The organism is Paludibacterium sp. (genome assembly GCF_019232825.1).
Taxonomy (GTDB): domain Bacteria; phylum Pseudomonadota; class Gammaproteobacteria; order Burkholderiales; family Chromobacteriaceae; genus Paludibacterium.
On record NZ_JAFAND010000143.1, the window covers coordinates 1 to 12,965 of the forward strand.

The window sequence follows — 12,965 nt, forward strand, 5'->3', positions numbered from 1 at the left end:
CGAACGGCATCACTGAGTTTCCCGGCGACATCGGGAGCGTTGAGCAAGGCCTGCATCTTGCTCAGATTGCCCGGCAAATCACTGAGCAGGTTGACCAACCCTTTGGCATCTTTCAGCATGCCGGAGGTCACTCCTAGTATCAGCGCGTTGCCCGTTATCAGATCTTGCTTGCCGCTGATCACCCCCCATTTCGCGATCACCTTGGCCTGGTCGATTAAGCTGCCCTTCGCCGCAGCCAGCTCCTTGTTCATCTGTACGATCTGCTGCGTCGCCAACCAGTTGTTGTCCACCGCCGCTGAAGCGGCATTGGTCGCGGTGGCCGTGTTCTCGCCGCTCATCGTGGCAATACCCGTCACCAGACTGGCCACCAGATTACGTTTGGCTTCGCGCTGACTTTGTGTCTCGTCAGGGGAGGTTTCACTGAACAACCCCGTCAGCACACTCGATGCCGCTGCGCCCAGGGCGCCACTGCTGCACGACTGACTGCTGGCCGCCGCGCCAGCGCAAGCGACAATCGCGTGCAACGCCGCATGCATGGGGCTGCCTTCGGTCAACTCCCCCTGCTCGACCAGCTTGCCGATATAGCCCGCGCCTTGCTGCTGAACGTAGTTCACCACCATGTTACGGGCGAACTCGCTACCGGAACCGGCCACATTGCCGCTCACGCCAGCCACCAAGGCCGTCGCAATCTGCCGATACGTGCCGCCAGCCCCCCAGTTGGTATTAATTTGCGCCGCGTCATCACGGAGACGAGAGGCTTGATCAAGTAAGGCTTGCCGCTGCGCATCGGTGAGATTCTGCGTCAGGTCTAGCGCCGTTTTCTCTGCCTGATCCGCTTGCGCACGCTTGGTGTCCACCTCCTTGGCTCGGTTGTCGAGGAAGGTTCCGGCCTCGCGAGCAAAAGCCCCGACGATATTGAAGTCCGCCTGCAGTTCTTGTTGATTGAAGATTTGCTTGAGCGCGTTACTGGTGTCGCGTCCCGTGGCAACGTCGCGATTAAGCGCCGCGACGGCCTCCTTGCCAGTTTGACCGGTCTTGGCTTGTTGCGCGGTGTCATCGGTGATTTGAATGGTGGCAACGCTGATACCTGAGCGAGTAGTACTGCTGGCATCCCCGCTGGCGCTCATGGCAATCGGCAACGTTGCCGAGAGGCCCCCATCTTTCGGTAAATCGGACTGCGCGACTGCCGCGCCACCAGTGGCGGCTCGGCCCTGCTGGTCTTTGCCAACATTCCCGGAGCCGGTGCTGTAACCACCGCCAATACTGAAGCTATCCCCATCGTAGCTAGCATGGTTCTGTACATCGCTATACGTCAGCGAACCGGTCGTCAAGCGATTGCGCCCCGCCACAGCCGCAAGGTCAGTGCTGCTGATCACCGCGCCCTTCAGGTCAGTGTTGCCGTTCACCGCCACTTGGAAACCATTGTCTCCCGCCTGGATGCCGCTCTGTTCGGTGACGCTGGCGTAATCGCTATGCATCTTTTCGTTGCTGACATTCGCGCTGCCACTCATCGCCCCATAGCCGACCGAGATGCTGGCGCCGTAGCTCTGCTGTTTGCTGTCGTACTGGCTCGTGTCCTGCAGGCTCTCGATGTTCAGATTGCCGCCGACGTTGGCCGTGACCTGCTTGCCGCTGGCGACCGCGCCTTTGAGCGTGGTATCTCCGCCGCTGGTCAGCGTCAACTGATTGCCGGCGGCCACATGGCTGTTGACCCAGGTGACATCGGTGCCGTCGGCGTGACCGCGCCCGCCATTGACGCTGGCATTGAACATCAATCCATTGGAGCCGAAGCTGATGCCGACGCTCGCGCCGAAGTTCTTGTTGGTGCTGTGCTGGGCATTGGTGTCTTGCGCCGCCAGCAGGTTGACCGCATGGTCGGCGCTCAGGTCGATGTTGCCCTTGGCGTTGACATCGCTGGCTCGGATGGTCAAGTCGCTGTTGGCGCCGTCGCCGGTGGCGGCGATGTTGACGTTGCCGCCGGCGGTGACGGTCGAGGTGGCGGCATGGTCGCTGGTTTGGGTGGTATGGCTTTGGCTCTGGCTCGTGCCGAGACTAATGCTGATGTTGATGCCGCTGGCTTTGACCGGATCCCCCCCGTTAGCCTCCGCGTTGGCAAGCGCCTGGCGCTGCGCGTCATAGGCATTTTTCCCGGCCAGCGCCGCCGTACCCGCCGCCAGGGCCTTCATGCGCGTGTCGCCGGTCTGGCTCGCCGCGCTCTTCATCTGTTGCGCGGTCTGTATCGCACTCAAGATCGGGCTGGTGATCCCCACGCTGACGCCTGACTGCTTGAAGCGCTGGTCGGTGTCGTCCTGGCGGGTATCGCGCGCTTCGGTAATGTCCACTTTCTTAGCGGTGATATCGATGCTGCCGCTCGGCGTCTCCACCTGACTGCCGATTTGTTGGTAATGCTGGCCGGCGTTAATCGACACATTGCCGTTGGTCGACCCGACGGTCGAGGCGGCCGCCGTGTCGCCGACGCCATGCTGATCGAGGTCTTGCTGTTGCACGCCGATGGTCACCATCAACCCACCGCCGCTGAACAGGCCCGACGTCCGCTCTTGCTTTTGATGCACTTCGTCGATGTGGTTGACGGCATTGTTGATGGTCACATCCTGCCCGGCCATCAGTGTGGTCTGCTGTGTGCTGACCACGTTACTGCCGGTCACGGTCAGGTTCTGGCCGGCGTTCAACGTCAAGGTGTCGGCGGATAACGTACTGCCGACGGCCTGATCCTGCCGCACCGTGTCGCGCGTGGTGATGGTGTTGGTGGCCAGGTAACCGCTCTTGCCTGCGTGCTTGTGCGCTTCGTCCACCAGGCTGGTGGCATGGCCTGCATTGACGTTGACGTCGCGCGAGGCCGCCACTGTCATGTCGCCCTGATCGCTGGTCACGCTGGCGGCGGTCAGGTTGGCATCGCGCCCAGCGGTGAGCGTGACGTTGCCGCTGGTTTGCAGTGTGCTGCCGACGTCTTGGCTACGCGTGTCGTGCCGCCAGTTGTCGCCGTTCCAGCGCACGGTCTGGTCGCTGGCGGTGGTCACCGTGCCCAGATTGACGTCGCGGCCAGCGACAAGCTGCGTGCTGCCGCCCTGCCCGCTGTTGCCGATTTGCGCCGCCAATGCGTTGAGGTCATTGCCGGCGGCGAGCGACAGCGCCGCGTTGGCGCCGTCGACGCTGACGCTTGCCACATTGGCGATATTGGTCTGGCTGCCCTGCGCGCTTTGCGTGCTGGCGGTGGTCGACTGCAGCGTCAGGTCGTGGCCGGCCTGCAGGCTGACGCCACTGTGGCCGGCGATGCTGCCGCCCTGCACGGTCAAATCGTTTTGTGCCGTCAGCGCCACTTGGCCGCCGTAGACCTGGCCGCCATTGAGGGTCAGGTTTTGCGCGTCGGCGGCCACCGTCTGCCAGCCGGCCAGCGTGCCGCCGTTGGTCAACTGCTGAGCGACGTCGAGCTTGAGATCGCTGGCGGCGATCAAGGTGCCCGCGCCGTTGACGGTAACGCTATCCGGCTTGGCGTACACCTTGGGCACCAGCGCCTGGGTGACGGTGCCGTCGGGCAGCGTGACTTGCTGGTTGACCAGCCAAACGATGTTGCTGGTCAATTGCGCCACCTGCGCGGCGGTCAGGGCGACGCCGGGCTGCAGGTTAAGCGTTCGCGCCTCGGCCACGCCGCTATTCATCAGCGCCTGGAACTGCGCCTCGTCGTTGCTGTAGCCATCGAGGAATCGGCGCCCGGTCAATTGCGCCACCTGCTCGCGCACCAGGCGCTGCTCGTAGTAGCCGTCGCCCAGGCGCTTTTGCATCACCGGCGGGTTGGACAGCTGCTGCAGCATATAGTCGGTCGACAGCCAGGTTTTATAGCTGGCGAAGCGTGGATCGGTTTCGACCAGATAGTGCGATTGCGGGTCGGTCGCCGGCTTGAACAAACTGCTATCGACGTGCAGCGTCGCCGGCCCCGTGGGCGTGGACGCGAGCGTCAGCGAGGCGGTGCGGTACTGCGCCGTGCTCTGCGTGTTTTGCTGCCATTCGGCCGGCTGCAGAGTAATGTTCAACACCTGGTCGGCCGGATCATAGCTGCTCGTGCTGCTGCCGGTACTATCGCGACCCTTATTGTGCTGACGCCAGAACGAGGTCACGCTGCCGGCGTCGTGGATGATCTGCTGACCCTGGCTGCTGGTATTGGTCAACGAACCGATGGTGCCGAGCAACTGCCCCCCCACCGTCACCGTGCTCTTGTCGTTCAGCACGGTGTCGGCGTTGAGCGTGAAGTTGTTGCCGACGCTGATGGCCGCCGGGTCGGTTTGGGTCACGACCTCGGTTTGCACCGTGCGGGTGTAGTTGTAGCTCAGCCAGCTCTCGAAGCTGCCCTCCGGGGTTTGCAGATGATCCGACTCGTCGTTGTAGATGTACACGCCCGGCGTGCCAGGCGCGTAGCGGGTCGCCGAGCCGCTGCCCTGGTATTCGGTGATGCTCTGCGGATAGCGCGGGTCCGCCTGCAGTGCGCTGGCGAAATGTGCATTGGCGAGCGACAGCGAGGCGGTATTGACGGTCAGACCGCCCATGGCCTCGATGCGCGCACTCGACAGCGTCAAGCTGTTGGCCTTGCCGGTAGCCTGGCCGTTGCTGTCGAGCTGGCCGCCGATGGCCATGTCGCCTTCGCTATGCAGCAGCGCGTGTTCGCTCACACTCAAGTGCTGCACGCCCAGGTCGAGCCGGCTGCGTGCGGCGGCTACCGCCGCCGTGCCGTTTTCATTGCCAATGGTGAAGGTGCTGGCGCCGATCGACAGGTGATCCCCCATTACCAACCCTGTGCCGAGCAAATCGAAGTTGCCGGTTTGGATCAGCGTTGTGGCGCCGTCGATGGTGCCGCGGTTGGTCAGGCTGCCGCTGGTCAGTTGCGTATTTGTGGCGACCAAGCTTGCCCCCGCCTGGTTATCCAGCTGCCCCGCCAAGGTCAGTTGCAGGGAACCGGTGGCGCTGATCGCCCCAAGGTTCGTCACACTGGCCGCATTCACCGTTTGATTCGCGGCACTCATTACCCCGGTGCTGGCGTTGGTCAACGCGCTGCTCAACATCCACTGTGACGTGCCGACTGTGTTGACACTGCCCTGGTTGCTCATGCTGGCCGCATTGACCGTTTGCGTCGTCGCGCTCATCACTCCGCCGCTGGCGTTGGTCAACGCGCCGCTTAACGTCAACTGCAACGCATTGGTTGCGCTGATCGTGCCCTGATTGACCGCGCTGGCGGCATTGATCGTCTGCGCGCCAGCGCTCAGGGTTGCGCCGGCGGCGTTGTTCAAGGTCCCCGTCAGCGTCAGCTGCTGATTGCCCTGTGCGACCACCGTGCCCTGGTTGCTCAGATCGGAAGCGGTCACGTTCACGGTTTGACCACTGAGCGTGGCCCCGGCCTGGTTATTCACCGCCACTGAACTAGCCACGCTCAGCCCGGCGCTGGCCTTGACCGTGCCGCTGTTGCTGACGCCTTGGTCGGCGCTCAGCGTCACGTTGCCGGCGGAGGCCTGAATTTGATTGCTATTCATCAGTTGGCCGCTGGTGGTGACCACCGCGTCGCCGGCACTGGCGCCGAGCACCCCGGCATTACGCACGCCGACGCCCAGCTCATTGGCGGTCAGCATGATCTTGCCGGCATACATGCCGCCCAGGGCGGCGACGTCGATGCCGTAAGCCGGCGCGGTGCCGGCGGCGGGCGTGACGCGATGGATGCTGGAGAGGTCCGCGCTCATGTCGTTGGCGCCGGCAACGGTATTGAGCACCGAGGCCTTGAGACTGCCTTGCACTTGCACCGCCCGCGCCAGCACGTCGGTATAGTCGGTGGTGCTGGCGTCCATGCCGCCGGCGCCGATGGTGATGGTGCCGCCGCGCACTTGATAGCCGGTCAGGTTGCCGCTGCCGTCGAGCACGGCCGAACCGGTGGTCAGGGTCGCGCGGTTGGCGTTGATGAAACCGCAGCCATCGCATTGGATGCCGCTCGGGTTGGCGATCACCACTTGGGCGCGATTGCCGCCGACTTCGACATAGCCGCGCAGCAAGCTCGGGTTGGACGAATTCACTTCATTGAGGATGACCCGGGCGGTGCCGGCGGTCAGCATCGGGTTGGCGGCGATCCAGCCGGCCTGCTGCGTCTGCACCGGCCCTTGGGCGTTGTTGAGCACCACGCCTTGCTTGTCGACGTCGAATTGGCTGTAGGCATTGCGTGATACGCCGGCGGCGCTCGGCGTCTGAATGTTGACCACCGGCACGCCATTGCCGGCAGCGCCGACTACCGGCTGCCGGTTGCCCGGCGCGCTCGGATCGGCCACCACTTGCGTTTGCGCCATCACCGGCATGACAGCGCCGAGTGCCAGCCACAATCCAAACGCCAGCGGACGTACCGCCAGCACGCAGACAGGCGCAGCCGGGCCGCCCGCCGCATCGCAAGCACCCGCCGATTGCCGGGCGGCAACCGTCTCCGCCACCGCCATCAATAGGCCGCGCGCCCGGTTGAAAATCACGCGGAAACAACGTTTATTCATCCTTCAACTCCCATGCTGGCGGATTCAGCGCCAGCCACGTGCGCGCCTCTTCCGGCAGCAATGCGCCACCGACGAAATGTTTGATGCGAATCCCTCTTTCACTGCCGCGGTGATACAGCGACCGCATGATGTGGCCGGCGAGCAATCGCTTGCGCAGCAATTGCACAACGCGCGCGCCATGACCGAAGGGTGCAATCAGGTCGAGAATCCATTCGCGCGAACCGCTATCCCAATCAGCCAGCGCCATCGCGATCGGCGGATTGTGCAAATAGCGGTATTCCGCTACGCGGCTGAAGCGGGCCCACGACAGAAAGCACACCGGTTTGCCTTGCTCGCTCAAAAGCACGAACTGGCCTTTGACGATCGCCGGCAACAGCAATTGAGACAACGCGTGCAGCGGTGCGTCACGATGCAGCGGCGATTGCATCCATAGCCACGTAGCGGCGCCCAGCGCCTCCGATTGATTACAGGGCTCACCCAACAAAGCGGGCGCGATCACCTGATAGCCGTCTATCTGCATACCCGTACCTAGAACGAAAGATTGAGAGAGAAACCCGCCACATAGCGGTCGGTGTCGAAGCCCGTCGGGCGCGACAGCGGCTGGCCGGCAAACAGGTCGAAGTTGAGCTGCCGGATCTGGCCGCGCCAGCCGATCACCCCGCCCGCCAAGTGGCGGCCAAGCAGCAAGCCGCTGCTGGGGCCATCGACCTCGCCGTAATCGAGTCCGAGATAGAGCTCGCCCGCCAGGCGCGGAACGTTCCAGCTCAGATCGTTGCGCACCACCCAGCCGCGTTCGGCGCTCAAGGTGTTTTGGCCGTCAAAGCCGCGCACGGTGTAGCGGCCGCCGATGCTGAAGCGGTCCGGCGGCGCCAATGCCGTGCGGTTCCACTGCGCGCGCCAAGCCAGGTCGTAGCGCAACGATTGGCCGAGCATGGCAAAGGGTAGAGACAACTGTGTCGAGGCGTTGATCACACCCAGTCGCGACGAACCCTCGCCGCTCGCCTCTTCCGGCGCCGGCTGAGCGTTGAAGGCGCCTGTGCCGCGGCGGTAGCCGAGGTCGGTCGATAGCGTGGCGGCGCCAAGGTAGTCGACACGCGACAGGCCCGCCGCCCAGCCTGCGGTACGGCGGTTCTGAATCAGGATTTCGGTGTCGTCGATGTCGTTGCTAGAGGTATTGAGCCATAGCGAGACCCAGCCGAAGGTCTTGCTGCGCGCGGTGCGATACAGCAGGCGCGTCCATTTCGCCTCGTCGTTCTGGCTGTCGCCGCTATAGATGTAGGGCTGGTTTTGCCCGGCGACCTGCTGGTAGTAGTGGCTCTGGCTGTAGGTCAGCGACCAAAGCCAATTCTGAATCGGGAACGAATAGTGCACGGTTTGCGAATGCGTACCGCGCGGCCCCTCGGCGCCGCCGCCCATGTCCTGGTTTTGGCTGACGTAGAACAGATCGGACAACCGCAGCAGGTTGTCGAACGACAACGTGGCGCTGCCCATGAACTTGCCGGTTTGCCGGCTGCCGCTGTCGTCGACACCGAGCGATAGACGCCAAGGCTTTTGCTGCTGCCAACGCACCAGCAAATCGCTGTCGCCAGGTTGGGCGTCGGGCCCTTGCGCCGGCGCAATCTGGATATCCGCGTCCACCGTCGGCACGCGTTTGAGGTTTTCCAGCCCTTGCTCGATATCGCGCAGATTGAGCAGATCACCACGCGCCAGCGGCAGCACAGCCGGCAGATTGATGGCATGGGGATCGGCGTCCTGCAGACGGACGGCGGCAATACGGCCGGGGATCAGCGTCAGTTGTAGAACGCCTGTCCGCAAGTCTTGCGTTTTGGCGATGACGCGGCTGGTGGTGTAGCCACGGGCGATCAGCGCGTTCTGCACCCGTTTCATCACCAGGTTGATGCCCTCGGTGCCCAGACAACGGCCAATGGCCGGGTCGCCGTCTTCGTTGGCCGCCGCCAACGCCCATTGAAACTTGTCCGAGAACGGGCCGATCAGTTCGATGGATTTAACGTCGAAACAAGGCGACTCGGCGGCGGGAAGTTTGCCGGCCGCCACGGGCGGCGCCTGCAGGCGCACCGCCGGCTGTGTCTCTTGCTGCTCGCGCAACTGCTGTTGCCGCTCTTGTTGGCGAATCAGCTGATCGCCATCGCGGGGCGGCGTCTCTGCCGCCGCCGCTTGAGTCACCACCAGCAGAATCAGGCCAAGTCCGATTTGTCCGGTGAGTTGATAGTTATACTTTTTCATAAACCATTCGCCGCATCAGTCATGACAAGCGAATGGCTCTGCCCGCCGTATCGACGACGTTCAGCCTCTCCCCCCGGAAAAAGGCAATACTTCGCTTCCCTCCTAATCTTCAGGATGACCGGGAAGCAAACAAGCCGCTATTTCTTGAATGCACTACAAGAAATACTGTATCGAAACAACGATATACGCATCACGAATACCATCGACACGACGCAGGGCAAGCAGACACTTCGCTTGTTAACCGATTGTAAATTTTATTTAAGGGGCGAATTCTAGGGCGAGGGGGGGTACAGCTGGGCACTGTACTAAATGGCAGTTGCTCGGTTTGAAAAACAGCAATTTCTTATGGACGATATCCCATCAAACAATATGCGCATGACGTAGAACCATCCCCCCAGGGGAGGATGACGCAAACATGTGATGACCTATACGGAAAATTTATACAAATTTAAATTATCGTCATTGTTTACGTATCGCCAATGCATTTATGCCATCTTGACGTTTGGCTGGCAAAAAGACAACAACCGATCGGATAAAAACCCCATGCCACCCCCACGCCGGCGGCTTCGGCGGCGCCATCCGCTCGGCAAGGACAAACAAGGTCACGGCAGCCATTGCCAGCAGGTGCCCGTGCTCGAGCAGCAGCGTCGGCAACATCAGCGCCCAGCAGGCGCCGACGCAGTAGCCGCCCTGGCGAAGACCGTAGGCCAGCGCGTCGCGCTCCGCCCGCCAGCCGAACACGGCCAGGCGCGGCAGGCGGTGGCAGCCGTTCAGGCAGCGCTGTTTGGCGGGGGTCAGTTGCCACGCCAAGGCCATGCCGGCGGCCCATGCGGCCGGCATGGGCGCCAGCAGCGGCAGCGCGGCGCCGGCAACCAGCCACGTCATCAGATAGCCCAGCAAAAACAGCGCTTCGGCGCGCAAACGACGGCGCGCCAGACTGCGGACATGCAGATAGGTCAGCGGCGGCAGTGTCAGCGGCAGCATCATCGCCGCCACCATCGGCAGCCAGTGCATCACCCACGCCGCCGCCGGCATGCCGAGCCAAGTGGTGATGGCGGAGGCCGAGCACAGCGCCGCCGCCATGTCAGCCGCTCTGCCGGTACAGGCTGATGCGGCCAATCCGCACCTGCGCCGCTTCCGGCACCGGCTGCAGCGGCACCAGGGACACCTGAAGCTGCGTGCCGCTCAGCGCCTGCGCCAAGTGCAGCGCATCGATGACATGCGTAACGTCAAGCACGTAAGTCACGCCGTTGCCGGCATGTTCCCCCTGCGGCAGCGAAGCCTTGCGCACGCCAAACAGCGCCACGTGGCCGGCCAACAGTTCCGGGTAATGCGCCGGCTCCGCGCCGTGCGGCAGATTGAGGTAAACATCGAACGCCACGGCATCCAGGCTGCCGCGCACGTTCTCCACGTTGAGAAACACCCGGTCCGGTCCAGCCAGCGGATCGGCCGTGGCGGGCGAGAGGCTCGCCAGCAAGCGGCCGTGCGCGGGCGGATCCAGCCGCAGCTGCGTGTCGGTGGCGCCGCCGGTCCAGCGTAGTTCGTCGCTGTTGGCCCCCACCATTTCCACCTGTTGTGTCGCCATGATCTATCTCCCGGTCGCGCTCGGGGCGCCTGCCGCGGCGAACCCCAGCTGTTGCAGGCGCGTGATCGGCGCCGCCGCGGGCGGAGCCAGGTCGTCGTAGGTGTAGCCCAGCGTCGCGAGCGTCTCCATCTGGCTCGGCGTATACGTCCAGGCGCTGCCGTCTGGCTTGGGCAGCGTGAAGGCGCGCCCGCCTCCCGTGGCCGGCCCCTTGAGCCAGGCGCTAACGCCGGGGTCGATGTGGCTTGCCGGATTCAGGCGCCATACCGTCCACAGACGGTCGATATTGCCATGGTGCAACCAGAAAACCGGGTCGAGCGCGGCGGTGTCGGGGTCCGACATCAGCCCAGGCAGGCCCGAACCGGTATCGCTGCCGCCCACCAGGCCGTGCACCCAGTCGTGCGGCTGGGTTTCGATGCCGCCATGGATCGTGCCGGCATGACTGAACTTGGTTTGCACACCGCCAAACCCCGGGCTGCCGCCACCGCTTTGGCCGATGAAGCGCGCGTCGCCCAATGCCCGCTCGTTCACCTGGCTCAACGGCACGAACACGTTGCCGTCGTTGTTGGGGCCATAGCGCTGCGGGATGTAAAGCGGGTTGTCATCCTTGCCGTCGGGCCATGCGGCCGAGGCAAAAGCCGGCGGCAAGGTGTTTTCGCCGGATTTGAAGTAATTCCAGTACGGCAATGCCCAATCGGCCGGCCCACCCAGTTTGACGATCTCGGCGCGCAAGATGGCCTCCACCGCCAATAAATAGCCGCGGTGCCAGGGAAGGAAATACCAACTGCCGTGCTGGCACTGGTTCCAATAGGTGGCCTGAACGGTCTTGCTCGGCATCGGATCCGAGGCGCTCAAGTAGCCCAATTGCTGCCACAACCCGCTGTCGAGGCCATGAATGGCGGCAAAGAATTTCCAACTGGTGAGCTGGTTGAGCGCGCGCGCCTGCATCGCCTTGACGCCGCGCGCGTACCAGAGAATCGGATCGGCCCAGGTGGCGCCGAGAAGCCAGACGTTACGGCGGGTGTATGTCATGACACTCCCCTTAGGCAAAACGAATCGGAACTCAATTCGGATATGCCTAAAGTGAAGATCACGCCCAAAGGAAATCAAGCGCCCCGCTGCACCGCGGCCCTGTCCCAAAGTACCGGCCATTCGACCTGCGAACGTGCATTCCTAGGTATTTGGCGCAACCGGACACGCCTTCTCGTAGGGTGCACTCGCCGAAGGCAGTGCGCCATGAATCCCTAACTCAAGTGCTTTTGGCGCACGATCAGCACCGCGCCCAGCAAACTCACCGTCGCAACGATGATGAAGGACTGCGAAGCGCAGATCAGCGCCACCTGACGGTCGACCGCCTGCGACAGGGAAAGCCAAGCGGCGGGATCGGCGGGCGCCCCCAGCGCGGCGGCATCCAGGCGGCCGACCAGCGCCGTGCGGCTCTTGGCCGCGATGTCCTGCCAATACACATCGGCCACGCCGGCGCCGATGGCGTTGGCCAACAGCCGCAGCACGTTCTTCATCGCGTAGGCATGCGCGTAGTCGAGTCCCTTGAACTCGCCGAACGTCAGGCCGGCCACCTGGAACACCACCAGAATCGGGAACAACCCCTTGAGCAGCACCACCGGCAGCAGTTGCGCCCAGGCGGTCTCCCCGGTGGCGACCCGCGCGAGCCAAAAGCTCACGCCGGCAAACAGCAGAAACCCCGTGGCGATGACGTAGCGACGGTCGGGCAAGCGGCGCGAAAAGCGGAAATACAGCGGCAGCGCCAACGCGGTGGCGGCGGCGCCCAGGCTCGTCAGGCGGCCGGTATTGAGCAGGTCGAACGCCTCGCCGGACAGCAGGTAGCGCGGCAGCAGCAGCGCCATCGCGCCGTTGAGCAGGTAGTACAGCGTATAAAACCCGAGGCCGGCCAGATAGCGCCGGCTCGCCAGCGTATCGAGCTTGAACCACGGATCGGGATGGCGGCGCAAACGTCGGAACAACACGGCAAACAGCGCCAAGCCGACGCCAAGGCGCAGCAAGGTGCCGCTATCGAGCGGTTGATCGCGCAGGTCTTCCAACGTATGCATCCAGACCAGCACGCCGGAACTCAACGCCAGCAAGGCCCAAGGATCGAGGTGCCCCAGGTCGCGCGTCGCGTGAGGTCCTCTGGGCAGCACGGCCCAGACCGCCAGCCACACCAACGCGCCGGCGGCGGCGTGCAACACGAACAGCGCGTGCCAATCGCCCGATTCGATCAACAGCGCGGCAAGCCAAGACCCCGGCGCGGAAAACAGGAACAGGCCGAGCATGAAGCCCCTCAGCTGGCGCGGCCGGCGCTCCGGCGGCACCGCCAGCTGCACCAGCACGCGGCAGCAAGTCAGCAGCGGCCCGCCCCCCAAACCTTGAATCACGCGCGCGGCGATCAGTTGCGGCAGCGTCTCGGCCAACGACGCGCAAAGCGCGCCGATGACAAACAACGCCATGCCGCCAAGCAAAAGATCGCGCGGGTGCATGACGCGGTTCAAGCGCTCCAACAGCGCGATGCCGATTGCCCCGGCGACGGCGTACGCGGTCAGCACCCAGAGGAATTCGCCGGAGGACACGCCCAAACCGCCCCGGATCGCCGA

Annotated in this window: 7 protein-coding genes; all 7 read right to left on the reverse strand. The window is 63.8% G+C overall.

Annotated elements, in window-relative coordinates; all coding sequences use genetic code 11:
- Positions 1-6,530: hemagglutinin repeat-containing protein (locus JOZ06_RS18945; RefSeq protein ID WP_293235298.1), on the reverse strand; the 6,530-nt coding region annotated here is incomplete at its 3' end.
- Positions 6,523-7,050 (reverse strand): toxin-activating lysine-acyltransferase, encoded by a 528-nt coding sequence (locus JOZ06_RS18950; protein WP_293235300.1) that lies wholly within the window; start codon positions 7,048-7,050, stop codon positions 6,523-6,525. The genes JOZ06_RS18945 and JOZ06_RS18950, both read right to left, overlap by 8 nt.
- An 8-nt stretch (positions 7,051-7,058) precedes the next feature.
- On the reverse strand, positions 7,059-8,774 hold the full coding sequence (locus JOZ06_RS18955; protein ID WP_293235302.1) for a ShlB/FhaC/HecB family hemolysin secretion/activation protein: 1,716 nt from the start codon (positions 8,772-8,774) through the stop codon (positions 7,059-7,061).
- A 459-nt stretch (positions 8,775-9,233) separates the two neighbouring features.
- A complete protein-coding gene (locus JOZ06_RS18960) occupies positions 9,234-9,857 on the reverse strand; it encodes a DUF2182 domain-containing protein (protein WP_293235304.1) in 624 nt (207 codons plus the stop codon).
- 1 nt (position 9,858) lies between these two features.
- Complete coding sequence (locus JOZ06_RS18965; RefSeq protein ID WP_293235306.1) at positions 9,859-10,359, reverse strand: hypothetical protein; 501 nt, start codon at positions 10,357-10,359, stop codon at positions 9,859-9,861.
- A gap of 3 nt (positions 10,360-10,362) precedes the next feature.
- Positions 10,363-11,388 carry a tyrosinase family protein gene (locus JOZ06_RS18970; protein ID WP_293235308.1) on the reverse strand — a complete coding sequence of 342 codons (1,026 nt, stop codon included), beginning with the start codon at positions 11,386-11,388 and terminating at the stop codon, positions 10,363-10,365.
- A 212-nt stretch (positions 11,389-11,600) separates the two neighbouring features.
- Positions 11,601-12,965, reverse strand: a 1,365-nt coding sequence (locus JOZ06_RS18975) for an MFS transporter (RefSeq protein WP_293235310.1), incomplete at its 5' end; no start/stop codon positions are given.

Coding starts and splice junctions, on each gene's coding strand:
- JOZ06_RS18960 (WP_293235304.1), bottom strand. CDS start 9,857: ATGGCGGCGGCGCTGTGCTCGGCCTCCGCCATCACCACTTGGCTCGGC.
- JOZ06_RS18955 (WP_293235302.1), bottom strand. CDS start 8,774: ATGAAAAAGTATAACTATCAACTCACCGGACAAATCGGACTTGGCCTG.
- JOZ06_RS18950 (WP_293235300.1), bottom strand. CDS start 7,050: ATGCAGATAGACGGCTATCAGGTGATCGCGCCCGCTTTGTTGGGTGAG.
- JOZ06_RS18970 (WP_293235308.1), bottom strand. CDS start 11,388: ATGACATACACCCGCCGTAACGTCTGGCTTCTCGGCGCCACCTGGGCC.
- JOZ06_RS18965 (WP_293235306.1), bottom strand. CDS start 10,359: ATGGCGACACAACAGGTGGAAATGGTGGGGGCCAACAGCGACGAACTA.